The organism is Acidipropionibacterium jensenii, assembly GCF_005890135.1.
Lineage (GTDB): Bacteria > Actinomycetota > Actinomycetes > Propionibacteriales > Propionibacteriaceae > Acidipropionibacterium > Acidipropionibacterium jensenii.
In genome coordinates, this window is the sequence record NZ_CP040635.1 from 1,768,966 (window position 1) to 1,794,199 (window position 25,234).

General features: G+C 67.6%; 21 protein-coding genes and 4 tRNA genes. 22 read left to right on the forward strand and 3 right to left on the reverse strand.

Going from position 1 to position 25,234, the window contains the following annotated elements:
- The first annotated feature begins 10 nt into the window (after window positions 1–10).
- A complete protein-coding gene (locus FEZ32_RS07785) occupies window positions 11–898 on the forward strand; it encodes an exodeoxyribonuclease III (RefSeq protein ID WP_138680365.1) in 888 nt (295 codons plus the stop codon).
- Here FEZ32_RS07785 and FEZ32_RS07790 read toward each other — a convergent pair.
- Together FEZ32_RS07790 and FEZ32_RS07795 are read right to left on the reverse strand one after the other, a co-directional pair.
- Window positions 886–1,518, reverse strand: a complete 633-nt coding sequence (locus tag FEZ32_RS07790; protein ID WP_126412768.1) for a potassium channel family protein — start codon at window positions 1,516–1,518, stop codon at window positions 886–888. The genes FEZ32_RS07785 and FEZ32_RS07790 overlap by 13 nt on opposite strands.
- A gap of 61 nt (window positions 1,519–1,579) precedes the next feature.
- Complete coding sequence (locus tag FEZ32_RS07795) at window positions 1,580–2,074, reverse strand: YajQ family cyclic di-GMP-binding protein (protein WP_028702640.1); 495 nt, start codon at window positions 2,072–2,074, stop codon at window positions 1,580–1,582.
- Window positions 2,075–2,251: 177 nt separating this feature from the next.
- Between FEZ32_RS07795 and FEZ32_RS07800 the strand changes: the two genes are divergently transcribed.
- From FEZ32_RS07800 to FEZ32_RS13545, 18 genes are all read left to right on the forward strand, one after another.
- Window positions 2,252–2,333 (forward strand) — tRNA-Tyr (locus tag FEZ32_RS07800).
- A gap of 173 nt (window positions 2,334–2,506) precedes the next feature.
- Window positions 2,507–2,579: transfer RNA gene (locus tag FEZ32_RS07805), tRNA-Thr, on the forward strand.
- 64 nt (window positions 2,580–2,643) lie between these two features.
- Window positions 2,644–2,718: transfer RNA gene (locus FEZ32_RS07810), tRNA-Met, on the forward strand.
- Between the two features lie 58 nt (window positions 2,719–2,776).
- Complete coding sequence (rpmG, locus tag FEZ32_RS07815) at window positions 2,777–2,947, forward strand: 50S ribosomal protein L33 (protein ID WP_028702639.1); 171 nt, start codon at window positions 2,777–2,779, stop codon at window positions 2,945–2,947.
- 168 nt (window positions 2,948–3,115) lie between these two features.
- Window positions 3,116–3,562, forward strand: coding sequence for an FAS1-like dehydratase domain-containing protein (locus FEZ32_RS07820; protein WP_028702638.1), 447 nt, complete (start codon window positions 3,116–3,118; stop codon window positions 3,560–3,562).
- On the forward strand, window positions 3,559–3,996 hold the full coding sequence (locus FEZ32_RS07825; RefSeq protein WP_028702637.1) for a MaoC/PaaZ C-terminal domain-containing protein: 438 nt from the start codon (window positions 3,559–3,561) through the stop codon (window positions 3,994–3,996). Before FEZ32_RS07820 ends, FEZ32_RS07825 begins: the two co-directional genes overlap by 4 nt.
- Window positions 3,993–5,150: a UDP-N-acetylmuramate dehydrogenase gene (locus FEZ32_RS07830; RefSeq protein ID WP_084149271.1), complete on the forward strand. Its 1,158-nt coding sequence runs from the start codon at window positions 3,993–3,995 to the stop codon at window positions 5,148–5,150. Before FEZ32_RS07825 ends, FEZ32_RS07830 begins: the two co-directional genes overlap by 4 nt.
- A gap of 114 nt (window positions 5,151–5,264) precedes the next feature.
- On the forward strand, window positions 5,265–6,530 hold the full coding sequence (locus FEZ32_RS07835; RefSeq protein ID WP_028702635.1) for an aspartate aminotransferase type Ic: 1,266 nt from the start codon (window positions 5,265–5,267) through the stop codon (window positions 6,528–6,530).
- Window positions 6,531–6,674: 144 nt separating this feature from the next.
- Window positions 6,675–6,747: transfer RNA gene (locus tag FEZ32_RS07840), tRNA-Trp, on the forward strand.
- Window positions 6,748–6,864: 117 nt separating this feature from the next.
- A complete protein-coding gene (secE, locus tag FEZ32_RS07845; RefSeq protein ID WP_138680367.1) occupies window positions 6,865–7,515 on the forward strand; it encodes a preprotein translocase subunit SecE in 651 nt (216 codons plus the stop codon).
- Between the two features lie 77 nt (window positions 7,516–7,592).
- Complete coding sequence (gene nusG / locus FEZ32_RS07850) at window positions 7,593–8,510, forward strand: transcription termination/antitermination protein NusG (RefSeq protein WP_097799785.1); 918 nt, start codon at window positions 7,593–7,595, stop codon at window positions 8,508–8,510.
- Between the two features lie 148 nt (window positions 8,511–8,658).
- Window positions 8,659–9,090, forward strand: a complete 432-nt coding sequence (rplK, locus tag FEZ32_RS07855) for a 50S ribosomal protein L11 (RefSeq protein ID WP_028702632.1) — start codon at window positions 8,659–8,661, stop codon at window positions 9,088–9,090.
- Window positions 9,091–9,216: 126 nt separating this feature from the next.
- Window positions 9,217–9,918, forward strand: a complete 702-nt coding sequence (gene rplA, locus FEZ32_RS07860) for a 50S ribosomal protein L1 (protein WP_097798417.1) — start codon at window positions 9,217–9,219, stop codon at window positions 9,916–9,918.
- A 445-nt stretch (window positions 9,919–10,363) separates the two neighbouring features.
- Window positions 10,364–10,942, forward strand: a complete 579-nt coding sequence (rplJ, locus tag FEZ32_RS07865; protein ID WP_097798418.1) for a 50S ribosomal protein L10 — start codon at window positions 10,364–10,366, stop codon at window positions 10,940–10,942.
- A gap of 71 nt (window positions 10,943–11,013) precedes the next feature.
- Complete coding sequence (rplL, locus tag FEZ32_RS07870; RefSeq protein WP_028702630.1) at window positions 11,014–11,403, forward strand: 50S ribosomal protein L7/L12; 390 nt, start codon at window positions 11,014–11,016, stop codon at window positions 11,401–11,403.
- Between the two features lie 325 nt (window positions 11,404–11,728).
- Window positions 11,729–15,211 (forward strand): DNA-directed RNA polymerase subunit beta, encoded by a 3,483-nt coding sequence (gene rpoB / locus FEZ32_RS07875; RefSeq protein ID WP_175415762.1) that lies wholly within the window; start codon window positions 11,729–11,731, stop codon window positions 15,209–15,211.
- Between the two features lie 224 nt (window positions 15,212–15,435).
- Window positions 15,436–19,314, forward strand: a complete 3,879-nt coding sequence (locus FEZ32_RS07880; RefSeq protein WP_138680369.1) for a DNA-directed RNA polymerase subunit beta' — start codon at window positions 15,436–15,438, stop codon at window positions 19,312–19,314.
- 180 nt (window positions 19,315–19,494) lie between these two features.
- Entirely contained in the window at window positions 19,495–20,550 is a 1,056-nt protein-coding gene (locus FEZ32_RS13545) for a hypothetical protein (protein WP_175415763.1), read from the forward strand.
- Between the two features lie 13 nt (window positions 20,551–20,563).
- Here FEZ32_RS13545 and FEZ32_RS07885 read toward each other — a convergent pair whose 3' ends face one another.
- Window positions 20,564–21,583 carry a Gfo/Idh/MocA family protein gene (locus FEZ32_RS07885; RefSeq protein WP_138680370.1) on the reverse strand — a complete coding sequence of 340 codons (1,020 nt, stop codon included), beginning with the start codon at window positions 21,581–21,583 and terminating at the stop codon, window positions 20,564–20,566.
- A 259-nt stretch (window positions 21,584–21,842) separates the two neighbouring features.
- Here FEZ32_RS07885 and rpsL point away from each other — a divergent pair, with 259 nt between their 5' ends.
- From rpsL to fusA, 3 genes are all read left to right on the forward strand, one after another.
- Window positions 21,843–22,214 (forward strand): 30S ribosomal protein S12, encoded by a 372-nt coding sequence (gene rpsL, locus FEZ32_RS07890; RefSeq protein ID WP_027587840.1) that lies wholly within the window; start codon window positions 21,843–21,845, stop codon window positions 22,212–22,214.
- Window positions 22,215–22,217: 3 nt separating this feature from the next.
- On the forward strand, window positions 22,218–22,688 hold the full coding sequence (gene rpsG, locus FEZ32_RS07895) for a 30S ribosomal protein S7 (RefSeq protein ID WP_028702626.1): 471 nt from the start codon (window positions 22,218–22,220) through the stop codon (window positions 22,686–22,688).
- A 218-nt stretch (window positions 22,689–22,906) separates the two neighbouring features.
- Window positions 22,907–25,000, forward strand: a complete 2,094-nt coding sequence (gene fusA, locus FEZ32_RS07900; protein ID WP_028702625.1) for an elongation factor G — start codon at window positions 22,907–22,909, stop codon at window positions 24,998–25,000.
- Window positions 25,001–25,234 lie beyond the last annotated feature (234 nt).

The following is a 25,234-nucleotide window of genomic DNA, read 5'->3' on the forward strand; positions in this document are numbered from 1 at the left end:
GGTACTGCCCATGCGTATCGCCACTTTCAACGTCAACGGCATCCGGGCCGCCCACAAACGCGGATTCGCCGACTGGTTGTCGCAGCGAGGCTGCGACGTGGTGGCCCTCCAGGAGGTGCGGTGCCGTCCCGCCGACCTTCCCGAGGGGGCCTTCGGGGACTACCACGTGGCCTGGCAGCCGGGCAGCCTGGCCGGGCGCAACGGCGTCGCACTGCTCACCCGGCAGGCTCCGGAGGCGGTCCGGGGGTGGGGGTCCGGTCTGCTGCTCGGTGGACCCCGGGAGCAGCCGGAGGTCACCGAGGGATCGGTGAAGGGGCTGCCGCGAGCCCTGCACCCGTTCGCCGAGGAGGGCCGCTATGTCGAGGTCGACCTGGCCGATGCCGCGCTGACGGTGGGCTGCCTCTACCTGCCGAAGGGGGCCACCCCCGACCCCTCCGACCAGAAGACTCTGGTCAAACAGGCCCGGAAGATGAGTTTCACCCGCGGCTTCGCCCGGCACCTCACCGCGGCCAGACGGGCCGCTGCGGCCCGCGTCAGGCAGTTCCTGGTGATGGGGGACTTCAACATCGCCCACCAGAACCTGGACCTCAAGAACTGGCGCAGCAACCAGCGCAATGAGGGCTTCCTGCCCGAGGAGCGGGAGTGGCTGGGCTCGATCCTGTCGCCGCGCACCCTGGTCGACGTGGTGCGCTCCCTGCATCCCGGCGAGGAGGGCCCCTACTCGTGGTGGAGCTGGCGGGGTCAGGCCTTCACCCACGACGCCGGCTGGCGGATCGACTACCACCTCGCCTCGGCCGGCCTGGCGGCCCGCGCGAGGGTCGGCGGGACGGATCGTGCGGACTCCTACGAGGAGAGGATCTCCGACCACGCGCCGGTGGTGGTGGACTACGACCTGTGAGACTCGGTCTGCACCCGGGCCAGGATGGTGGCGGCCACGGTGGCGGTGACCGAGCCGATCAGTCCGATGCCGACCAGCATCAGGACCACGGCCACCGCCCGCCCCTGGCCGGTGATCGGGTAGCGGTCCCCGTAGCCCACCGTGGTGACCGTCTCGCAGGCCCACCACAGGGCGTCCCCGAAGGTGGTGATGTTGGCCCCGTGGGCGCCCCTCTCGGCGTCGAGGATCGCCAGCGACCCGAGTCCCACCGAGGCCGACGCCGCCGCTGCCAGATAGACCGCGGTCCGTCCGACCAGTGATGTGGTGGCGGAGCGGTCGAGGATCCGCACCAGGGCGATGAGCCGCAGCAGGCGCAGCGGGCGCAGCATCGGCAGTACCACCAGGGCGACGTCGTACCAGTGGTGCAGCGCGTAGCTGGCGGTGCGATCGGCCAACCACAGGCGGATGGCAAGATCGACGGCGAAGGCCGCCCAGATGGTCCAGGTCGCCAGGTTCAGGGAGGTCCGGATGTCGGCGTCCATCCGCGGATCCAGGATCGGCCAGGCGTAGGCGACCAGGAAGGCCAGGGCAAGCAGGGTGAGGGGTACCTCGGACTTCCTCTCCCAGGTCTCCACTCTCACGGCACAGCAGTATCCCACCGCCCGACGCCGGGAGGTGGGGTGTCCGCGGTCCGCCCGGGGCTCAGCGGTAGTTGGTGAACTGCACCGCGAACTCGTAGTCGGCGTCGTTGATGAGCTTCTGGACGGCCTGGAGGTCGTCGCGCTTCTTCGAGGAGATCCTCAGCTCCTCGCCCTGGATCTGCGCCTTGACCCCCTTGGGTCCGGAGTCCCGGACCAGCTTGGAGATCTTCTTGGCGTTCTCGGTGGAGATTCCCTCGCGCAGGGCGCAGTCGATGTGCCAGGTCCGGCCCGAGACCCGGGGCTCGCCGGCGTCCAGGGCCTTGAGGCTCACCTTCCGGCGGACCAGCTTGGACTGCAGGACGTCGAGGGCCGCCTTCACCTTCTCCTCAGTCTGCGAGACGATCTCGATCCCCTCGTCCCCGGACCACGCGACGGTGGTGTCGGTGCCCTTGAAGTCGAACCGCTGGCGGACCTCGCGGGCCGCCTGGTTGATGGCATTGTCGACCTCCTGGTGGTCGACCTTGCTGACGACGTCGAATGAGCTCTCCGAGGCCATGGGATCCTCCTGCGCTGGGGTGATGTCGGATGGCTGTGCCGTGGGTCTGCGGGGCCATCGTAACGGGCCGCTCCGGAGGGGTGCGGGCGGGACGGGTTCGGGAGCCCTGTCGCGACCCGATTGGCGCATGGCTCGCGCTGGCTGGTAGTGTCTCTCGTCGCTGGCTGAGGCCAGCACGGCAGGTTGCCCGAGTGGCCAATGGGAGCGGTCTGTAAAACCGTCGGCTATGCCTACGTTGGTTCGAATCCAACACCTGCCACGCAGCCTCCGGGCCGGATGGGTCCGGAGGCTGTACATACCGGCGTCAGCGCCGTGATCGTCGATCGCAGCACTGGTGAAGGTCGTGATCGGACCCCTCGGGGCCGGATCGCAGAGCAGCAGACAACGAGAGTTGCGTTGCGGGGTTCGCCCCGTGTAGCTTTCTACGTCGTTGCCCCTATAGCTCAGACGGTAGAGCGTCTCCATGGTAAGGAGAAGGTCAGCAGTTCGATTCTGCTTGGGGGCTCTGAGTGGGAGCCGGCCCCATCGCCCGTGGGTCTGGTTGCGCGAGCAACGCCGGTGATCACCATGGCGGGGTAGCTCAGGGGTAGAGCAAGCGGCTCATAATCGCTGTGTCGCGGGTTCGATTCCCGCCTCCGCTACCAGACGGGGCGTAGGCTCCATCCGTTCAGCAGGCTTACTCAGTTCGTGAAAGTAGGAATCATGGCCAAGAGGTCCGGGGATGTCCGACCGAAGATCACCCTTGCCTGCACTGTGTGCAAGGACCGCACGTACATCACCAAGAAGAACCGTCGTAACGATCCTGATCGGCTGGAACTGAGCAAGTTCTGCCCGAAGTGCGGCAAGCACACCGCGCACCGCGAGACCCGCTGAGGCACCGCCTCGACGACTTCTGGACTCGGCAACACCCTCGGGTGTCGCCGAGTCCTTGCGTTCCCGGGGCTCCACGCCTGCGGCGTCGTGGCCTCCCGGGGCTCCTGTCCTGCCGGGCCTTTCCGGCTCCGCAGTGCTGCACCCGGGCAGGGGATTAGGCTTCCTGATATGCCAACCACCACCGAGCCAGCGGGGCTGAGTCCCGACCACGTCGGACGCCGGTACCCGGCGACCGACCCCTATGTCGTCTCGGCGGCGAAGATCGACGAGTTCGCCGCGGCCCTGGCCGATGAGAGCCCGGCCTACCACGGCTCCGGGGCGATCGCCCCACCCACCTTCGCGATGGTGATCGCGGCCCAGGCCTGGCACCACCTGTTCGCCGATCCCGAGCTGGGCCTGCGCCTGGACCACACCATCCATGCAGACCAGTCCTTCCAGTGGGACCGTCCGCTCCGGGTGGGGGACGCCGTGACCGCCACCCTGGAGATCACCTCGGTGCGGCGGCGACGCGACACCGACATCATCGGGCTGTCGGTGAGCCTGGACACCCCCGGCGGCGAGCACCTGGCCACCGCCTTCTCCACCCTGTGGCACACCCGCGAGGAGGCGGCATGACCGACATCAGCGAGGCCACCGTGCTGGTCGAGGGCCAGACCTTCGGCCCCAGGACCATTCCCGTCGACCGGTCGCGGATCGTGCGCTACGCCGGCGCCTCCACCGACTTCAACCCGATCCACTGGTCGGACCGCCACGCCCGGGTCGCCGGGATGGACGGGGTCATCGCCCACGGGATGTGGACGATGGGGGCCGCCCTGGGGGCGGCCGTCGGGTGGATCGGCGATCCGGGCAGGATCCGGTCCCAGCGGGCCCGGTTCACCCGTCCGGTGCTGGTCCCCGACACCGACGAGGGCACCCGGATCGAGGTGAGCGGCACCGTCATCGCGGTCGCCGACGGGGTGGCCACTCTCAGGCTGGACGTCAGCCACGAGGGCAGATCAGTACTCGGCCGCGTCGAGGTCGAGGTCAGCAATCCGCAGGAGACAGCATGAGTGAGACGTGGGGAGCCTCCATCGAGGCTCTGACCGGTATCGACGGGGACTCGCCGGACGCCGAACTGGTGGACTCCTGCGACCTGGAGCACGTGGAGTCGTCGATCGCCGACGACCGTCCGCTGCCCTCCTCGGGGGACGGCGTCCCGCTGGCCGGGCTGACCACCCTGAGGGTCGGCGGCCCGGCGGCGCACCTGGTGGTGGCCCGCACCACCGACGAGCTGGTCTCCACGGTGCGCGACTGCGACCACCGCGGCGAGCCCTGCCTGGTCCTGGGCGGCGGGTCCAACATCCTCATCGGGGACCAGGGATTCGACGGCACGGTGGTGCGGGTGGCCACCAGCGGGATGACCGCAGAGGTCTCGGGGTGCGGGGGAGCGCTGGCGACCATCGCCTCCGGCGTGGTCTGGGACGACTTCGTCCAGCACTGCATCGCCGCCCAGTGGCGCGGACCCGAGGCGCTGTCGGGAATCCCCGGCCTGGTGGGCTCCACCCCGATCCAGAATGTCGGGGCCTACGGGGTCGAGGTGTCCGAGTTCGCCGCCCGGGTGCGCACCTGGGACCGGGTCAAGGACGAGCAGCACACCTTCGTCGCCAGCGAGTGCGGATTCGCCTACCGGACCAGCCGGTTCAAGGCCGAGCCGGACCGCTACGTGGTGCTCGACGTCACGATGCAGTTCCTGCTGGGGAACCTGTCCCTGCCGATCCGCTACGCCGAACTGGCGCGACGGCTGGGCGTCGAGCCGAAGGGTCGGGCGCTGGCCAGCACGGTACGGCGGACCGTCCTGGAGATCCGCGGGAGCAAGGGAATGGTGCTGGATCCGGGCGACCACGACACCTGGAGCGCCGGATCCTTCTTCACCAACCCGATCATCACCGGCGACCGGGTCCCCGACGGCGCCCCGGCATTCCCCCAGCCCGACGGCAGGGTCAAGACCTCGGCCGCCTGGCTCATCGACCACGCCGGCTTCGGCCGGGGATTCCGGATCGGCGAGAGCCGGGCCGCCCTGTCGACCAAGCACGTCCTGGCCCTCACCAACCGCGGTGGGGCCAGTGCCGCGCAGATCGCCGATCTGGCCCGAACGGTCATCGACGGGGTGCAGCGCGCCTACGGCATCGCGTTGGTTCCCGAGCCCCGCTGTGTCGGTATCTGAGGGTCGGTGTCTGGCGGGTTGGTATCTGAGGGGTCGGTCATGAGGGGCGGGGTCTGAGGGGCCGGCATCCGAGGGGGGTGCCACCCTCTGAGGGAACTATGGGACGATGCCTGCATGAGCACTGAGTTGCCAGCAATGTCCCGTGATGAGCTGTCCGATCTCCTGGAGGAGCAGCAGTCGCTGCACGCCGAGCTCAAGGCACGGGGGGGCAAGCTGGACATCACCCGAGGCAAGCCGTCCCCGCGTCAGCTCGATCTCAGCCGGGAGCTGCTGAGCATCACGGTCCCGGTCCACGCGGCCGACGGTCAGGATGTCCGCAACTACGGAGGGGCCAAGGGTCTGCCGGAGATCCGCGCGATCTTCGCCGACCTGCTCGGGGTCGACGTCGACCACATTCTGGCCGCCGACAACTCCAGCCTGTCGATCATGCACGACCTGCTCAGCTACGCCATGCTGCACCGGATCCACGGCGCCACCGAGCCCTGGGGCCGCCAGGAGATCAAGTTCATCGCACCGGTCCCCGGGTACGACCGGCACTTCGCCATCTGCGAGCACCTCGGGATCGAGATGGTGCCGGTGGAGATGGGCGAGCACGGGCCCGACATGGACGAGGTCGAGGCGCTGGCCGCCGACCCGTCGGTCAAGGGCATGTGGGTGGTGCCGATGTACGCCAACCCGGACGGGGTGATCTACGACGAGGAGACCGCCCGACGGCTCGTCTCGATGCCGGCCGCCCCCGACTTCCGGATCTGGTGGGACAACGCCTACGCCCTGCACCACCTCACCGATGCGCAACCGCGACCGCTTCCGATTCTCCAGATGGCCCAGCAGGCCGGGCACCCCGACCGGGTCTTCGAGTTCGCCTCCACCTCCAAGATCACCTTCGCCGGTGACGGGGTGGCCTTCCTGGCCTCCTCGACCGGCAACCTGGACTGGTACCTGTCGCACGCCGGGATCCGCAGCATCGGCCCGGACAAGGTCAACCAGCTGCGTCACGCCACCTACCTCAAGGACGCCGAGGGGGTCCGCGCCCTGATGCGCCGGCACCGCGAACTGCTGGCCCCGAAGTTCGCGATCGTCGAGAAGATCCTGGGGAACCGACTCGGCGGTACCGGAGTGGCCCGCTGGACCCACCCCAGTGGCGGCTACTTCGTGACCCTCGACGTGCTGGACGGCACCGCTTCCCGGGTGGTGGCGCTGGCCAAGGAGGCCGGCATCGCGCTCACCCCGGCCGGAGCCTCCCACCCGCTGCACCGCGACCCCCACGACCGGACCATCCGGCTGGCCCCGAGCTTCCCCAGCGAGGGGGAGCTGGCAGCGGCGATGGACGGGGTGGCGACCTGCGTCCTGGTGGCGGCGGCCGAGAAGCTGCTGGGCTGAGAGCCGGCCCCTCGTCGCTGCCGCGCCCGGTGGGGGAGGCGGCGGAGGCGAGGGGGAGCGCCGCCCGCGGTGAGGATTTGTCCTCGGTCGATCGGCGCCCGTATACTTCCTGTGCTGTCGGCGTCCTCGTGTGGACGGCGACGAAGGGCACTAGCTCAATTGGCAGAGCAGCGGTCTCCAAAACCGCAGGTTGGGGGTTCAAGTCCCTCGTGCCCTGCGAGGCAGGACGAGAGTCCTGCAGCGCGCAGTCGTGGCGAAGCCGGATACTGCGGCATCCTGTCTCTCGCGGCCACGCGGTACGGTCGAGAGACGACATCGAGCCCGAAGGACGAGCGTGACAGACGAGCGGCACCCCCATGGAGACGAAGGGGAATCCCCGTCCTCAGACGGGAAGCTCTCGCCCCGCGGCGAGGACCTGGCGTCCGGGAAACTGCCCGGCACCGACGATCTGGAGATCGCCGACGACCAGGCCGAGGAACTCGAGAATGCCGATGTCACCGTCGACGACACCCCGGACAAGGGCGATCCCGCCGATGTGGTGATCGATGACCCCCAGCAGCTCGACTCTGCCGAGCGGGCCGCTCGCAAGGCTCGTTCAAGCCGCCCGGTGCGCAGGAAGGCGTCCGCCAGCAGGACGGCCGGAGCCGATGACACCGAGTCTGATGACACCGAGAAGGCCGCCGCGTCGGCGAAGGCCGAGAAGTCCGGGGACGGATCCGAGCACAAGCCGGTCCGCACCCTCACCCAGGCTCCGGTGCGCCGCAGGAGCAGCAGCGCCGAGGACGGGAAGTCCGGCAAGAAGCGCACCACCCCGGTGATGTTCGTCCGCCAGTCGGCCGGTGAGCTGCGCAAGGTCCGCTGGCCCAGTGGGTCGGAGACCAGCCAGTACTTCATCGTGGTGCTGGTCTTCGTGCTGGTGATCATCGCCTATGTGGGCGGGCTCGACGCGCTGTTCGCGAAGGCGCTGTTGAAGTTCCTCGGCTGACGACGAGCGATCCTGCCCCTTTCCACGCTACGAGCCATGACGACAACGGAGATTTACCGGTGACTGACACCTCTGATGTGAACGACCCCGACAACACCGAGGAGCCGACGACTCCCGCAGAGCCGGAGATCGACCTCGGCGCGGTCGGAACCGACGACTCCGACCACGAGGAGTCCGAACCCGACTTCGACATCGATCTCGGCGCCCTGGGCGGCGACGACGAGAAGCCGGAGGAGCCGGCCCTCAATCTCGACTTCGACGCCGCCGAGGAGGGGCCCAGCGATGAGGACGTCGCCCGGAACCTCGGTATCGGCCAGAGCGCCGACGAGGAGAAGGACGAGGAGTCTCCCGAGGAGGAGGCCGACGACAACCAGGACGCCGTCGACGCCGCGATCGACAAGCTCAAGGACGACCTGAGCGCCAAGTTCGGCGAGTGGTACGTCGTGCACACCTACTCCGGCATGGAGAACAAGGTGAAGCAGAACCTCGACGCCCGGGTGCAGACCCTCAACATGGAGGACTACATCTACGAGACGGTGGTCCCGACCGAGGAGGTCGTGGAGATCCGCAACGGCGCCCGCAAGACCGTCACCCGGGTCTACCTGCCGGGTTACGTCCTGGTGCGGATGGACCTCACCGACGAGTCCTGGGGTGCGGTGCGCCACACCCCGTCGGTGACCGGCTTCGTCGGCCAGTCGATGACCCCGGTGCCGCTCACCTTCGACGAGGTCGTCAAGATGATGACCCCGATGGTGATCGCCCAGGTCAACCACGAGATGGCCGGTCAGGCGCCCTCCCCGAAGGCGCGACGCAAGGTCGAGGTGGCCGACTACGAGGTGGGGGAGTCGGTCCAGATCACCGACGGCCCGTTCGCCGGGGTTCCGGCGATCATCACCGAGATCAACACCAACAGCCAGCGCGTCAAGGCCTCGGTGGAGATCCTCGGCCGGTCCACCCCGGTCGACCTGGAGTTCAACCAGATCGAGAAGATCTGACCTGCTCAGCGAGCCGGGGAGAGGAATCCCGCCGGCTCATGTATAGTTTTCCGTTGCGTGTGCCCGGGCCGTTCGGCACGGCCCGCCGGTGCACCAGGTGCCCGGTCGACCCGACCGGGCCGCAGCTCAACCGAAGGACCCAACTCATATGCCTCCCAAGAAGAAAGTAGCGGCGCTCGTCAAGATCGCTCTGCAGGCCGGCCAGGCCACCCCGGCGCCCCCCGTCGGCACCGCCCTGGGCCCCCATGGTGTCAACATCATGGAGTTCTGCAAGGCCTACAACGCCCAGACCGAGCACCAGCGCGGCAACGTCGTCCCCGTCGAGATCACCATCTTCGAGGACCGCTCGTTCACCTTCATCCTGAAGACCCCGCCGGCCGCGGAGCTCATCAAGAAGGCCGCTGGCATCAGCAAGGGCACCGAGAACCCGCTGACCCACATCGTCGGCTCGATCTCCAAGGACCAGGTCCGCGAGATCGCCCAGACCAAGCTCCCCGACCTCAACGCCAACGACGTCGAGGCCGCCATGAAGATCGTCGAGGGCACCGCCCGCTCGATGGGCGTGACCGTTCAGGCCTGACCGGCCGACCGGACTCCTCCTGGAGGAGAACCGGCGAGATCACCGCCGATCCGAGGATCGACACACAGACACATCTCGTGGGAGGGCGTGCGCAGCCCCGACCACACCTGGTGAAAGGAACCAGACATGAAGCGCAGCAAGTCATACCGCGCAGCAGCGGCGAAGGTGGACGAGGATCAGCTCTACGCCCCGCCGGCCGGGCTGGCGCTCGTCGAGGCGGCCGCCTCGGCGAAGTTCGACGAGACGGTTGACGTCGTCATCCGCCTCGGGGTCGACCCGAAGAAGGCCGACCAGATGGTGCGCGGCACCGTCAACCTCCCCCATGGCACCGGCAAGACGGCAAGGGTCCTCGTCTTCGCCACCGGCCAGCGGGCCGAGGCGGCCATTCAGGCGGGTGCCGACGAGGTCGGCGACGACGACCTGATCGCCAAGGTCCAGGGCGGATACCTGGACTTCGACTCGGTGGTCGCCACCCCGGACATGATGGGCAAGGTCGGTCGACTGGGCCGGGTGCTCGGTCCCCGTGGCCTGATGCCGAACCCGAAGACCGGCACCGTGACGATGGACGTGGCCAAGGCCGTCTCCGACATCAAGGGCGGCAAGATCGAGTTCCGCACCGACCGTTACGCCAACCTGCACTTCCTCATCGGCAAGGTGTCCTTCGGCGCCGAGAAGCTGACGGAGAACTACTACGCGGCGATGGGCGAGGTGCTGCGGCTCAAGCCGTCGGTCTCCAAGGGCCGCTACCTGAGGAAGATCACCGTGTCCTCGACGATGGGTCCCGGCGTCCAGCTGGATCCCGGCGCCGCGGCAGAGGTTGCCGAGTGATCTGATCCCGATCCACGAGGAATCCCGGCAGCGGGTGTGTGGGGCGCCAGCCCCGACACCGGCTGCCGGGATTCTCACGTCCTGGCCCTCGACAGTCCGGGTGTCGTCCCCCGTGGAGGGACCAGCCTGCTGGTCGACACTGCCAGGGCCTCCACCTGGGCACGGAGGCAACCGGCTCCGGTTTGCACGGGGCAATGTGGCCTGCCTATAATCGACACCGCCGTTGACCGCTGGTCGGGTTCGCCCGTCAAGCATCCTCAGGATGGCCCGCGCAGGTTGTCAGAGTGTCGTCGCGATTCGTCGCGATGTGCCCCGCGCCTGTGCGTCGGGGCTTTTTTCATGCCCACATCCTCCTGATCGAGACCCGTTCCGGTCGGCAGTCTGCGGCGACGGCACCGCGAGCGCGTCTTGCGGTGCGCAGTACAAGAAGTGGGAAGGAGACCCAATGGCGAAGACCGACAAGTCAGCCGCCATCGCATCGCTCAAGGAGAAGTTCTCCGAGTCCGACGCGACCGTGCTGACCGAGTACCGCGGTCTCTCCGTGGCAGCGCTGCAGACTCTGCGTCGCTCCCTCGGGGCGGACACCACCTACGCCGTTGCGAAGAACACCCTCACCCGTATCGCCGCCCAGCAGGCCGGGATCGAGGGACTCGACGACAAGCTCGTCGGCCCCACGGCCCTGACCTTCATCAAGGGTGACGTGGCCACTGCGGCCAAGGGTCTGAGGGACTTCGCCAAGGACAACCCGCTGCTGGTCGTCAAGGGCGGCTACATGGACGGTCGCGTCCTGAATGCCGACGAGGTCAAGAAGCTCGCCGATCTCGAGTCCCGCGAGGTCCTCCTCGCCAAGCTCGCCGGTGGCCTCAAGGCCAACCTCACGAAGGCCGCCCAGGTCTTCAGCGCCCTGCCCGCCAAGGCCGCTCGCGGCCTCGGCGCCCTGCAGGAGAAGGCTGCTGCCGATCCCTCTGTGATCGGTGGAGCAGGAGAGGCTTCCGACCAGGAGCCGGAGAACACACCCGCCTGAGGCGTCCATCGCCCAGGAGAAACACCGTGAGCGGCTCAGAGCCCTCACAACCATCGAAAGGACGCCCAATTATGGCGAAGCTCAGCAACGACGAGCTCCTTGATGCTTTCAAGGAGATGACCCTGATCGAGCTCTCCGAGTTCGTGAAGCAGTTCGAGGAGACCTTCGACGTCTCCGCAGCCGCCCCGGTTGCGGTTGCCGCTGCCGCCCCGGCCGCTGGCGGCGACGCCGGCGCCGGCGAGGAGGAGAAGGATGAGTTCGACGTCATCCTCGAGTCCGTCGGCGACAAGAAGATCCAGGTCATCAAGGAGGTTCGCGCCCTCACCAGCCTTGGTCTGAAGGACGCCAAGGACCTCGTCGAGGCCGCCCCGAAGCCGGTTCTCGAGAAGGCCAAGAAGGACGACGCGAACAAGGCCAAGGAGGCCCTCGAGGCCGCCGGCGCCACCGTCACCCTCAAGTGACCCAGGTCACCGAGATGTGATGGTCGGGCGGTCCTCCGCCGTGAGGACCGTCTGATCGTTGAGCCCGCCCGGGATTCCGGGCGGGCTCCTCGCGTCTGTGGGCGCGGGCACCGGCCGGGTTGCGCGGGACCCGCTCGGTACGGCACAGTGCAGGAGAACCCGCAGGGCCACGGTGTGGTGGTCCCGACTTGTGCTGTGGTACAGTACGGTCTATTCTGTCTTCTTGCCCCAAATGACAACGAAAGCCCGTGCTTGACATGGGCCTTTCTGCATGCCGCCAGACTGGTGTCACCCACCACTCAGGAGTTCTCGGAAGGACCGCACCTTGGCCGCCACGCGCACCGCGTCGAAGAACACCAACGTCATCTCCCCTCAGAGCGGGAGAATCTCATTCGCCAAGATTCGCGAACCACTCGAACTGCCCAACCTGCTTGACCTGCAGGTCGAGTCGTTCAACTGGCTCGTGGGAAACGATATCTGGCAGTCCCATGTCGAGGAGGCGCTGGCCCAGGGTCGCACCGACGTCAACACCAAGTCGGGACTGGAGGAGGTCTTCGAGGAGATCTCCCCGATCGAGGACTACGGCGAGACGATGTCGCTGTCCTTCCGCGATCACCGGTTCGAGGATCCCAAGCACACCGTCGACGAGTGCAAGGACCGCGACGCCACCTATGCGGCGCCGCTCTTCGTGACCGCGGAGTTCACCAACAACGAGACCGGTGAGATCAAGTCCCAGACCGTGTTCATCGGCGACTTCCCGCTGATGACCGCCAAGGGCACCTTCATCGTCAACGGCACCGAGCGGGTGGTCGTCTCCCAGCTGGTCCGGTCCCCGGGCGTGTACTTCGAGCGCACCCCCGACAAGACCTCCGACAAGGACATCTACACCTGCAAGGTGATCCCCAGCAGGGGCGCCTGGCTGGAGTTCGAGATCGACAAGCGCGACACCGTCGGCGTGCGACTCGACCGCAAGCGCAAGCAGAACATCACCGTCTTCCTCAAGGCTCTCGGGTGGACCCCCGAGCGGATCCTCGAGGAGTTCGGCCAGTACGAGGCGATCCGTCAGACCCTGGATAAGGATCACGGGATCGAGACCCAGGACCAGGCTCTTCTCGACATCTACAAGAAGCTGCGTCCCGGTGAGCCGCCGGCCCGCGATGCCGCCCAGCAGCTGCTGGAGAACTACTACTTCAACTCCAAGCGCTACGACCTGGCCAAGGTCGGCCGGTACAAGATCAACAAGAAGCTCGGTCTCGACCTGCCCTTCGACACCCAGGTGCTGACCATCGACGACATCGTCGCGGCCATCCACTACATCTGCGAGCTGCACGAGGGAACCGACGAGATCCCGCGCGAGGGCCGCCCGAACCTCATCGTGGAGCCCGACGACATCGACCACTTCGGCAATCGTCGACTGCGCACGGTCGGTGAGCTGATCCAGAACCAGCTGCGCACCGGCATGGGCCGGATGGAGCGCGTGGTCCGCGACCGGATGACCACTCAGGACATCGAGGCGATCACCCCGCAGACCCTGATCAACATCCGCCCGGTGACCGCCGCGATCAAGGAGTTCTTCGGAACCTCCCAGCTGTCGCAGTTCATGGACCAGAACAACCCGCTGGCCGAGATGACTCACAAGCGCCGCCTGTCGGCCCTGGGCCCCGGCGGCATCTCCCGTGACCGCGCCCAGATGGAGGTCCGCGACGTCCACCCGTCGCACTACGGCCGGATGTGCCCGATCGAGACCCCTGAGGGCCCCAACATCGGACTGATCGGTTCGCTGGCCTCCTTCGCCCGGGTCAACGCCTTCGGGTTCATCGAGACCCCCTACCGCAAGGTGATCGACGGTGTCGTGACCGACGACGTCGACTACCTCACCGCCGACGAGGAGGAGCACTTCCTCATCGCCCAGGCCAATGACCCGCTGAACGACGACGGCACCTTCGCCGACGACCGCGTCCTGGTGCGCAAGCGCCACGGCGACCCCGACGAGGTTCCGCCCTCCGACGTCAACTACATGGACGTCTCCCCGCGCCAGATGGTGTCGGTGGGTTCGGCGCTGATCCCGTTCCTGGAGCACGACGACGCATCGCGAGCCCTGATGGGCGCCAACATGCAGCGCCAGGCGGTCCCGCTCATCAAGACCGAGGCCCCCCTGGTCGGTACCGGCATGGAGTACCGCTGCGCGACCGACGTCGGCGAGGTCACCCTGGCCGAGAAGGCCGGCAGCGTGCTGTCGGTCTCGGCCGACCTGGTCGACATCGCCTGCGACGACGGCACCTACCAGACCTACAAGCTGGAGAAGTTCCGCCGTTCCAACGCCGGCACCTGCATCAACCAGCGTCCGGTCGTGGAGGCCGGTCAGCGCGTCGAGGTCGGCACCCCGCTGGCCGACGGCCCGTCGACCGATCGTGGCGAGCTGGCCCTGGGCCGCAACGTGCTCACCGCCTTCATGCCCTGGCAGGGTCTGAACTACGAGGACGCCATCGTGCTGTCCCAGCGGATCGTTCAGGACGACGTCCTCACCTCGATCCACATCGAGGAGCACGAGGTCGACGCCCGCGACACCAAGCTGGGCGCCGAGGAGATCACCCGGGACATTCCGAACGTCTCCGACGACATGCTGGCCAACCTCGACGAGAACGGCATCGTCCGGATCGGCGCCGAGGTCGGCACCGGTGACATCCTGGTCGGCAAGGTCACCCCGAAGGGGGAGACCGAGCTCACCCCCGAGGAGCGCCTGCTGCGCGCCATCTTCGGCGAGAAGGCCCGCGAGGTCCGCGACACCTCCCTCAAGGTGCCGCACGGCGAGGAGGGCACCGTCATCGGCGTGCGCATCTTCGACGCCGACGAGGGCGACGAGCTGGCCCCCGGGGTCAACCAGATGGTCCGCGTCTACGTGGCCCAGAAGCGCAAGATCCAGGTGGGTGACAAGCTCTCCGGCCGGCACGGCAACAAGGGCGTCATCTCGAAGATCCTGCCGATCGAGGACATGCCCTTCATGGAGGACGGCACCCCGGTCGACATGGTCCTCAACCCGCTGGGCGTGCCCTCCCGGATGAACGTCGGCCAGGTGCTCGAGATGCACCTGGGTTGGATCGCCCACTCCGGCTGGGACATCACCCAGGCCGAGGGCGACTGGGCCGAGCGGCTGCGCGATGTCGGACTGGCCCAGGTCGGTCCGGACTCCCGTCTGGCCACCCCGGTCTTCGACGGTGCCAAGGAGTACGAGATCACCGGGCTGCTCACCAACGGCATCCCGGACCGCGACGGCAACCGGCTGGTCGACCCGGACGGCAAGGCCATCATGTACGACGGCCGCACCGGGGAGCCCTTCCCCAAAAAGGTCGGCGTCGGCTACATGTACGAGCTGAAGCTGCACCACCTGGTCGACGACAAGATCCACGCCCGTTCCACCGGCCCCTACTCGATGATCACCCAGCAGCCGCTGGGCGGTAAGGCCCAGTTCGGCGGACAGCGGTTCGGCGAGATGGAGGTCTGGGCGATGGAGGCCTACGGGGCCGCCTGGGCCCTGCAGGAGCTGCTGACCATCAAGTCCGACGACGTGCCCGGCCGCGTCAAGGTCTACGAGGCGATCGTCAAGGGCGAGAACATCTCGGAGCCCGGTATCCCGGAGTCCTTCAAGGTGCTCGTCAAGGAGATGAAGTCGCTGTGCCTGAACGTGGAGGTGTTGAACTCCGAGGGCATGGAGATCGACCTGCGCGAGTCCGATGAGGACCTGAGGCCCTCCGGTCTGGGCATCGACCTGTCGCGCCGTCCCGGCGCCGACAACGCGATGGCGGACTGACCGCGACCCCCTGCCGATCCGAGGGGGTCGGCAGGGGGTGACCGCGGGGCGGGACCGGGAGGTCCTCCCCGCAGCCACTTCATCCTGAATCACTTCACCCTCAACAACTTTCACACGGGGTGACGGAGGGCCTGGACAACCCGCCGCCGCAGACGCCCCGACAGGGACCTCTCCTGGCGAGGAGGGGCTACCGCCCACCCACGGGTGGGGGAAAGAGAAGCACTGTGCTGGACACCAACTACTACGACAGACTGCAGATCGGCCTGGCCACCGCAGATCAGATCCGTGAGTGGAGCCACGGCGAGGTCAAGAAGCCTGAGACGATCAACTACCGCACCCTGAAGCCGGAGCGCGACGGGCTGTTCTGCGAGAAGATCTTCGGACCGACCCGCGACTGGGAGTGCTACTGCGGCAAGTACAAGCGGGTGCGCTTCAAGGGCATCATCTGCGAGCGCTGCGGCGTCGAGGTCACCCGGTCCAACGTCCGCCGCGAGCGGATGGGCCACATCGAGCTGGCCGCCCCGGTCACCCACATCTGGTACTTCAAGGGTGTCCCCTCGCGTCTGGGCTACCTGCTGGACATCGCCCCGAAGGACCTCGAGAAGGTCATCTACTTCGCGGCCTACATGATCACCTCGGTCGACGACGAGGCGCGCCACCGCGATCTGCCCTCCCTGGAGGCCAAGATCCAGGCCGAGCGCGATCACCTCACCCGGCGCCGGGACAACGAGCTGGAGGCCCGACGGACCAAGCTCGAGGAGGACCTCGCCCAGCTGGAGGCCGAGGGCGCCAAGGCCGACACCCGCCGCAAGGTCAAGGACGGCGGGGAGAAGGAGATCCGCCAGATCGACCACCGCGCCCAGCGTCAGCTGGACCGCCTGGATGCGGTCTGGGACCGGTTCAAGAGCCTCAAGGTTCAGGACCTCGAGGGCGACGAGGTGCTCTACCGGGAGATGAAGAACCGGTTCAGCAAGTACTTCGAGGGGTTCATGGGGGCCGAGGCCGTCAAGCGCCGCCTCCAGGACTTCGACCTGGCCGCCGAGTCCGAGACCCTGCGCGACATCATCAAGAACGGCAAGGGTCAGAAGAAGACCCGCGCCCTCAAGCGCCTCAAGGTCGTCCAGGCCTTCCTGGAGTCGGGCAACTCGCCGGTCGGCATGGTGCTGGACGCCGTCCCGGTCATCCCTCCGGACCTGCGCCCGATGGTGCAGCTGGACGGCGGACGGTTCGCCACCTCCGACCTCAACGACCTGTACCGCCGCGTCATCAACCGCAACAACCGGTTGAAGAGGCTGCTGGACCTGGGCGCCCCGGAGATCATCGTCAACAACGAGAAGCGGATGCTCCAGGAGGCCGTCGACTCGCTGTTCGACAACGGTCGCCGTGGCCGTCCGGTCTCTGGACCGGGCAACCGCCCGCTGAAGTCGCTGTCCGACATGCTCAAGGGCAAGCAGGGCCGGTTCCGCCAGAACCTGCTCGGCAAGCGCGTCGACTACTCCGGCCGTTCGGTCATCGTGGTCGGCCCGCAGCTCAAGATGCACCAGTGCGGTCTGCCCAAGGCGATGGCCCTGGAGCTGTTCAAGCCCTTCGTGATGAAGCGGCTGGCCGATCTGGAGCACGCCCAGAACGTCAAGTCCGCCAAGCGGATGGTGGAACGTCAGCGTCCGGTGGTCTGGGATGTCCTCGAGGAGGTCATCAAGGAGCACCCGGTGCTGCTGAACCGCGCACCCACCCTGCACCGACTGGGCATCCAGGCCTTCGAGCCTCAGCTCATCGAGGGCAAGGCCATCCAGCTCCACCCGCTGGTCTGCTCGGCCTTCAACGCCGACTTCGACGGCGACCAGATGGCAGTCCACCTGCCGCTGAGCGCCGAGGCCCAGGCCGAGGCCCGGATCCTGATGCTGTCGACCAACAACATCCTCAAGCCGGCTGACGGCCGTCCGGTCGCCCTGCCCAGCCACGAGATGATCATCGGCGCCTACTACCTCACGATGGCCCTGGACGGGCTCAAGGGTGAGGGGAAGGCCTTCTCCTCGGTCGCCGAGGCGATCATGGCCCACGACCTGGGCGAGCTGGAGATCGGCGCCAAGATCAAGCTGCGTCTGCACGACATCACCGCGCCGCACGGCGAGGCGGTGCGCGCCGACGGGTCGGTCATTCTCAACACCACGCTGGGACAGGCTCTGTTCAACGAGGCGCTGCCGAAGGACTACCCCTACGTGGACTACCTGGTCGGCAAGAAGCAGATCGGCAAGATCGTCAACGACCTGGCCGAGGACCGCTCGCAGCTGGATGTCGCGGTGATCCTCGACCGGCTCAAGGACGTCGGCTTCCGCTGGGGTTCGCTGTCGGGCGTCACGGTGTCCATCGGCGATGTGCAGACCCCGCCCACCAAGCCGCAGATCCTGGCCGGCTACGAGTCCCGCGCCGACAAGGTCGACCGCGAGTACGAGCGCGGTGCGGTCACCGAGGACGAGCGTCGTCAGGACCTCATCCAGATCTGGACCGAGGCCACCGCCGAGCTCACCAAGGCGATGGAGGCGAACTTCACCCAGACCAACCCGATCTACATGATGGTGCACTCGGGCGCACGAGGGAATATGACCCAGATGCGTCAGATCGCCGCCATGCGAGGTCTGGTGGCCGACCCGAAGGGCGAGATCATCGCCCGACCCATCAAGTCAAACTTCCGTGAGGGCCTGACGGTCCTGGAGTACTTCATCTCCACCCACGGCGGTCGAAAGGGTCAGGCCGACACCGCTCTGCGTACCGCCGACTCCGGCTACCTCACCCGTCGTCTGGTCGACGTCTCCCAGGACGTCATCGTCCGCGAGGAGGACTGCGGGACCACCCGCGGGATGCCGAAGACCATCGCGGTCGACGATGGCAAGGGCACGCTGGTCCCGGTCGGCGATCTGGAGACCTCGGTCTACTCGAGGTGCCTGGCCGCCGATGCGGTGGACGCCGACGGCACGGTCGTGGTCGCGGCGAACTCCGACCTCGGCGACGCCGAGATCACCGAGCTCATCAAGCACGGGATCAGCCAGATCAAGGTGCGCTCGGTGCTCACCTGCGCGGCTCCCCAGGGGTGCTGCGCCCGGTGCTACGGACGATCCCTGTCGACCGGAAATCTGGTCGACGTCGGCGAGGCGGTCGGTATCATCGCCGCCCAGTCGATCGGCGAGCCCGGCACCCAGCTGACGATGCGTACCTTCCACACCGGTGGTGTGGCCGGCGACGACATCACCCAGGGACTTCCCCGCGTGGTCGAGCTCTTCGAGGCCCGTACCCCGAAGGGCAAGTCCGCGATCGCCGAGGCGGCCGGTGTCATCAGGCTCGACGACTCCGAGTCGCGGCGCAAGCTGATCCTGGTCCGTGACGACGGCGAGGAGGATGTCGAGTACCCGCTGCCCAGGCGGGCCCGTCTGGAGTTCGACGCCGACGGCAAGCACTTCGTGATGCGCGACGGCACGCAGGTGGAGGCCGGCCAGCAGTTGATGGGCGGCACCCTCGACCCGCAGGACGTGCTTCGCGTCCTCGGCGTGCGCAAGGTGGAGGAGCATCTCGTCTCCGAGGTCCAGAAGGTGTACAACACCCAGGGCGCCGGTATCCACGAGAAGCACATCGAGATCGTCATCCGGCAGATGCTGCGCAGGGTCACGGTCATCGAGTCCGGCGACACCCCGATGATGCCCGGCGAGCTGGTGGACCGTCCGCACTACGAGGCGGCCAACCGCAAGGCGGTCTCGGAGGGCGGTCGTCCCGCCGAGGGCCGTCCGGTCCTGATGGGCATCACGAAGGCCTCCCTGGCCACCGACTCGTGGCTGTCGGCGGCCTCCTTCCAGGAGACCACCAAGGTCCTCACCGATGCGGCGATCAACGGCAAGACCGACACCCTGGTCGGTCTCAAGGAGAACGTCATCCTCGGCAAGCTGATCCCCGCCGGCACCGGTCTGGAGCGCTACCGCAACCTGCGCGTGGAGCCCACCGCCGAGGCCAAGGCAGCCGCCTTCACGATGAACTACGACCCGTTCGACTACGACTTCGGGTCCAGCTCATCGGCGGTACCGCTGGATGATCTCGATTTCGGCGACATGGACTGACACCGACAGGTTCGGTCAGGGGCCGCGGGCATCCTCCTCAGGGAGGTGGCCCGCGGCCCCTGTCATGTCTCCCGCTCGGCCCGACATGTCGCCGATGGATGCGATCTGGCTCGGCGATGCGATAGCGTTCGCAGCGACGCCCGTGAACCGGGTTCAGCAGTCGTCGAGAGAGGCCGACCCATGTCCCGCAGCAGGTATCTCGTGTCCGGATCTGTGTGCCTGGCGATGCTGACAGGCCCCCTCGGCGCCTCCCTGGCGATGGCCGACGACCCAGCGGCCGGCGCCACCTCCTTCCAGACCTCCGCCACCCCCTCGGCCGGCGGGGACGGTTCGGGATCGGCCCCCTCGGCCGGGGCCGGGCAGTCCGCCGGTACCACCTCGGCCCCTGCCAGTCCCGCAGACCCTGCCAGCCCCACCGACTCGGCCGGTTCCGCGGACCCGACCCCCACGGGTTCCCCCTCCGGGGCGACGGACCCCTCCGGCTCGGCCTCGATCCCCGCCGACTCCGACGACCCCACGGACGACCCCTCCGACGAGGGCCTGGACCTGCCGACCCCGACGGTGGTGGCCAGCCCCGCCGAGGGAGACGCCCCGATGACGATCACCTTCACGGTGACCGGCTGCCAGACGCCGGCGACTGGCATCGAGCTGGCGGTCCTGGGTCCCGAGGCGGACGACTGGGACGACGCCGACGTCACCGACTTCACCACCGCCAGCGCCACCACGACGGTGACGGCCAGGACCCCGGGGTGGTACTCGGCGGTCGCGGTGTGCGTGATCGGCGACGAGTACCACGGCGACGAGTCGGAACAGGCCGACGTGCTGGCCTTCCCGACCGGCATCGGCTTCTCCAGGAGCAGCTGGCACCGCAATGACAGGATCACCCTCACCAGCTACGGGTTCACCGACGGCGAGCGGGTGACCTTCACGGTCTCCCGGGCCGGCGGCGGATCGAGGAGCTGGACGACGACGGCCACCGCGACCGGCGACGCGCGCCGCAATGTCTTCCCCGATGTGACCCTGCCCTACCTGGGCGGCGGGTCGTACACGATCACCATCAAGGGATCGACCTACACCAGGACGGCCGGGTTCTCCTGGGCCGAGTCCGACAGCGCCGGACCCGGTGGGGCCAGCGCCCCGACCCGACCGGTCGCACCGATCTCCACGGTGACGACGTCGACCCCGCAGAGTTCCGGGACCGGCGGGCGGCCCGGTCTGCCCAGCACCGGCGCCTGATCCGACCCGAAGCTCAGCTGCCCGCCAGCCGGACACCCGTGCGGCGACGGATCTCGGCCATCAGGTCGAGCCGCTGGGCCGTCCAGCGCTGGGGGAGTGAGCAGCGGGAGGGATCCTCCACGGCGTCGGCGAAGGCCTCCAACTCGTGACCCATGTCGCGGATCCGGCGGCGCGGGATCTCGATCACCTGGCGCGACCCCCTGGCGGTGAGGGTGAGCTGCGAGGGGTCCTCGATGGAGTCGGCGGTGAGGGTGGCGTCCTCCCCCTGAATCACGCTCGGGGCACTGGAGTCGCTGATCTTCGACCAGGTCACCGTGCACAGATGGCCGGGGTACCGGGCGGTCAGGACGCCAGCCCCGTCGATCGACGGATCGAGCGGTCGATCCTGCCGGTCGGCGGTCCCGGGCTGCTGGTGCCCGATGAGAACGGCCTCGGTGCTGAAGGTCGGGGGCTGGCCGAAGAGCTCGATCATCGCCTCCAGGGCGTAGGTGCCGATGTCCATCAGGGCACCGGCCCCCATCGCCGGGTCGAAGATCCCCGGGGTCTGGCCGGCCAGGAACCGGTCGTACCGGCTGGACCGCTGGCAGTAGCCCAGCTGGGACAGCCGGATCCTGCCGAGCCGGGGGAGTGCCTCGCGCAGGGCCGCGGTGCCCGGGTGCCACACCGAGTTGCGGTTGGCCTCCAGCAGGGCCAGCCCCCTGGCCCGGGCGAGGTCGACCAGATCCTGCCAGCCGGCGGGGGTGACGCAGGCCGACTTCTCGACCAGGACGTGCTTGCCGGCCCGCAGCATGGCCCGGGCCTGGTCGTGGTGCAGGGCACTGGGGCTGGCGATGTAGACCGCGTCGATCCCGGACCCGGCGAGCTCCTCGAGGGTGGTCACCACCCGGTCGACGCCGACCTGGTCGGCGAAGGCCCGGCCGCGGGCGGCGCTGCGGGAGTGGACGACGGTGTGGCGGATCCGGGAACTGTCGGCGACGGCGTCGAGCAGATGCTCGGTGATGGCGCTGGTCCCGATGGTGGCGAGCGAGATCATGACCGAGAGCCTACGACCGACCGTCTTTGCCAATCGGGCCGCGCAGAGATATTCTTCACTACCGTGTCCGGTGTGCCCGGACACTGTGTGCGTGCCCTGGCACGGCGACACGACCTCTCGAGTTGCTGCGAGACGGTCCGCCGGTGCGGAGTTCGTACAGTATCTGAGACGCCAGAGCGAGGGACAGCGGTGATCCCGACGCCGGTGCACCAGGTGCGCAGCCAGGGAACAAGAACCCAACGGAAAGAGATACCAGCCGGTGCCTACAATCCAGCAGTTGGTCCGAAAGGGCCGCACTGACAAGATCAGCAAGAACAAGACGCCTGCCCTCAAGGGCTCCCCGCAGCGCCGTGGCGTGTGCACCCGCGTCTACACCACCACCCCGAAGAAGCCGAACTCGGCCCTTCGCAAGGTTGCGCGTGTGCGCCTGTCCTCGGGTATCGAGGTCACGGCCTACATCCCCGGGATCGGTCACAACCTGCAGGAGCACTCGATGGTGCTCGTGCGCGGCGGCCGTGTCAAGGACCTCCCCGGCGTCCGGTACAAGATCGTCCGCGGCTCCCTCGACACCCAGGGTGTCAAGGGCCGCAAGCAGGCCCGTAGCCACTACGGCGCCAAAAAGGAGAAGTGAGCCATGCCTCGTAAGGGACCGGCGCCCAAGCGCCCCGTGATGGTCGACCCGGTGTACGGGTCTCCGATCGTCTCCCAGCTGGTGAGCAAGATCCTCAAGGACGGCAAGAAGACCGTCGCCCAGGACATCGTCTACACCGCCCTCGAGGGCTGCCGCACCAAGACCAACACCGATCCGGTGCAGACTCTCAAGCGCGCTCTCGACAACATCAAGCCCTCCCTGGAGGTCAAGTCCCGGCGAGTCGGCGGCGCCACCTACCAGGTGCCCGTCGAGGTCAAGCCCGCCCGCGCCACCACCCTGTCGATGCGCTGGCTGGTCGGGTTCTCCCGCGAGCGTCGCGAGAAGACCATGGCCGAGCGGCTCATGAATGAGATCCTCGATGCCTCCAACGGCCTCGGCGCTTCGGTGAAGCGTCGCGAGGACACCCACAAGATGGCCGAGGCCAACCGCGCCTTCGCGCACTACCGCTGGTGATTCTCCGCCCCCTCGTCGATGGACGAGGGGGCACCACCATGCAGTCAGCAGCAGAATGTGCGCCGATGGGCCTGCCGGGCGATGTCCCGGGCTCATCGGCGCCTGCCTGCTCATCACACATCTCGCGGGTTCCCCGGTCGCAGTTCCGCCTCCGGCTCATCCGTGCCAGGAATCAACCCGCCCAGACGACTCATTCAGAGATTTGAGGTTTGAACACTGTGGCCACCACAGACCTGACCAAGGTTCGCAATATCGGCATCATGGCCCACATCGACGCCGGTAAGACCACGACGACCGAGCGCATCCTCTACTACACCGGAAAGTCCTACAAGATCGGCGAGGTCCACGACGGCGCCGCCACCATGGACTGGATGGAGCAGGAGCAGGAGCGAGGGATCACCATCACCTCGGCCGCCACCACCACCTTCTGGCATGACATCCAGATCAACATCATCGACACCCCCGGACACGTCGACTTCACCGTCGAGGTGGAGCGTGCGCTGCGCGTTCTCGACGGCGCTGTCGCTGTCTTCGACGGCGTCGCCGGTGTCGAGCCGCAGTCGATGACCGTCTGGCGCCAGGCTGCTCACTACGGTGTTCCGCGCATCTGTTACATCAACAAGATGGACCGCACCGGCGCCTCCTTCGAGCACTGCGTGACGACCATCAAGGAGCGTCTGCACGCCATTCCGGTGCTCCTCCAGCTGCCGATCGGCGCCGAGGAGAACTTCATCGGCATCATCGACCTCATCGACATGGACGCCAAGACCTGGCGCGGCGAGACCGAGCTCGGCGCCCACTTCGAGACCGAGGAGATCCCCGCCGATCTCAAGGAGGCCGCCGAGGCCGCCCGCGCCGAGATGCTGGAGACCGTCGCCGAGAACGACGAGGAGTTCATGGAGGTCTACCTCGATGACCCCGACTCGGTGACCAAGGAGCAGATCAAGGCGGCGATCCGCCGCGGCGTCATCGCCAACGTGTTCACCGCCGTCACCTGCGGCACCTCCTTCAAGAACAAGGGCGTCCAGCCCCTGCTCGACGCCATCGTCGACTACCTGCCCTCCCCCGAGGACGTCCCGGCGATCAAGGGCTTCAAGCCCGGCGACGAGTCGGTCGAGATCGACCGCAAGCCCACCGATGACGACCCGCTGTCGGTGCTGGCCTTCAAGATCGCCACCGACCCGCACCTGGGCAAGCTGACCTATGTGCGGATCTACTCCGGAGTCCTCAAGGCCGGCGAGCAGGTGCTCAACGCCACCAAGGACAAGAAGGAGCGGATCGGCAAGATCTACCTGATGCACGCCAACAAGCGTCAGGAGGTCGCCGAGCTGGGCGCCGGCATGATCGGCGCGGTGATGGGTCTGAAGGACACCACCACCGGCGAGACCCTGTGCGACCCGGCACACCCGATCGTGCTGGAGTCGATGGTCTTCCCGAACCCGGTCATCGAGCAGGCCATCGAGCCGAAGTCGAAGGCCGACCAGGAGAAGCTGGCCGCCGCGATTCAGCACCTCGTCGAGGAGGACCCGACCTTCCGGGTGCACACCGACGAGGAGACCGGCCAGACCATCATCGCCGGCATGGGCGAGCTGCACCTGGACGTCTTCATCGACCGGATGAAGCGCGAGTTCCACGTGGAGGCCAACATCGGCAAGCCGCAGGTGGCCTACCGCGAGACCATTCACAAGAAGGTCGACAAGTACGAGTACACCCACAAGAAGCAGACCGGTGGTTCCGGCCAGTTCGCGCGGGTGGTCATCTCCATCGAGCCGACCGAGCCCGGCTCCGGCTACGAGTTCGTCAACGCCGTCACCGGCGGCCGCATCCCCAAGGAGTACATCCCCTCGGTGGACGCCGGTGTCCGTGACGCCATGCAGTTCGGTGTGCTGGCCGGCTACCCGATGGAGGATCTCAAGTGCACCCTCCTCGACGGCGCCTACCATGAGGTCGACTCCTCCGAGATGGCCTTCAAGATCGCCGGATCGATGGCCTTCAAGGAGGCTGCCCGCAAGGCTCAGCCCGGAATCCTGGAGCCGCTGATGGCGGTGGAGGTGACCACTCCCGAGGACTACCTGGGCACCGTGATCGGCGACCTCAACGCCCGCCGCGGCCAGATCCAGGAGATGGTGGAGGAGCACGGGAACAAGGTGGTCCGGGCGCTGGTCCCGCTGTCCGAGATGTTCGGATATGTCGGCGACCTGCGGTCCAAGACCTCCGGCCAGGCCTCCTACTCGATGGAGTTCGACTCCTACGGTGAGACCCCGACCTCCGTGGCCGAGGAGATCATCGCGAAGGCCAACGGCACCAAGTGACCGCTGGCAGTACCTCCCGACGGGGGTACTGTCCACGGTGTCGGGCGGGGGAGCAACCTTCCCCGCCCGGCGTCATGACCGCCGAATGGACCCGGGGGACCGGGCCTGTTCTGTCGGCGTATTCTCATGGGTCCGTCAGTTTGACTGAGGGCAGCCCATGCAGCAGACTAGGACGAGTTCCCTGACCTCGGGTCGGGGCCGTCCAGAAGATGTCCGTGGGATCCGCCTACGGGC

What these genes read in the sequence shown, in the direction of transcription:
- FEZ32_RS07825 (WP_028702637.1), top strand. Translation starts at nt 3,559, where the DNA reads ATGACCGACATCAGCGAGGCCACCGTGCTGGTCGAGGGCCAGACCTTC.
- FEZ32_RS07835 (WP_028702635.1), top strand. Translation starts at nt 5,265, where the DNA reads ATGAGCACTGAGTTGCCAGCAATGTCCCGTGATGAGCTGTCCGATCTC.
- rplJ (WP_097798418.1), top strand. Translation starts at nt 10,364, where the DNA reads ATGGCGAAGACCGACAAGTCAGCCGCCATCGCATCGCTCAAGGAGAAG.
- rplK (WP_028702632.1), top strand. Translation starts at nt 8,659, where the DNA reads ATGCCTCCCAAGAAGAAAGTAGCGGCGCTCGTCAAGATCGCTCTGCAG.
- FEZ32_RS07785 (WP_138680365.1), top strand. Translation starts at nt 11, where the DNA reads ATGCGTATCGCCACTTTCAACGTCAACGGCATCCGGGCCGCCCACAAA.
- rplL (WP_028702630.1), top strand. Translation starts at nt 11,014, where the DNA reads ATGGCGAAGCTCAGCAACGACGAGCTCCTTGATGCTTTCAAGGAGATG.
- rplA (WP_097798417.1), top strand. Translation starts at nt 9,217, where the DNA reads ATGAAGCGCAGCAAGTCATACCGCGCAGCAGCGGCGAAGGTGGACGAG.
- FEZ32_RS13545 (WP_175415763.1), top strand. Translation starts at nt 19,495, where the DNA reads ATGTCCCGCAGCAGGTATCTCGTGTCCGGATCTGTGTGCCTGGCGATG.
- rpmG (WP_028702639.1), top strand. Translation starts at nt 2,777, where the DNA reads ATGGCCAAGAGGTCCGGGGATGTCCGACCGAAGATCACCCTTGCCTGC.
- FEZ32_RS07820 (WP_028702638.1), top strand. Translation starts at nt 3,116, where the DNA reads ATGCCAACCACCACCGAGCCAGCGGGGCTGAGTCCCGACCACGTCGGA.
- rpsG (WP_028702626.1), top strand. Translation starts at nt 22,218, where the DNA reads ATGCCTCGTAAGGGACCGGCGCCCAAGCGCCCCGTGATGGTCGACCCG.
- FEZ32_RS07830 (WP_084149271.1), top strand. Translation starts at nt 3,993, where the DNA reads ATGAGTGAGACGTGGGGAGCCTCCATCGAGGCTCTGACCGGTATCGAC.
- FEZ32_RS07795 (WP_028702640.1), bottom strand. Translation starts at nt 2,074, where the DNA reads ATGGCCTCGGAGAGCTCATTCGACGTCGTCAGCAAGGTCGACCACCAG.
- FEZ32_RS07885 (WP_138680370.1), bottom strand. Translation starts at nt 21,583, where the DNA reads ATGATCTCGCTCGCCACCATCGGGACCAGCGCCATCACCGAGCATCTG.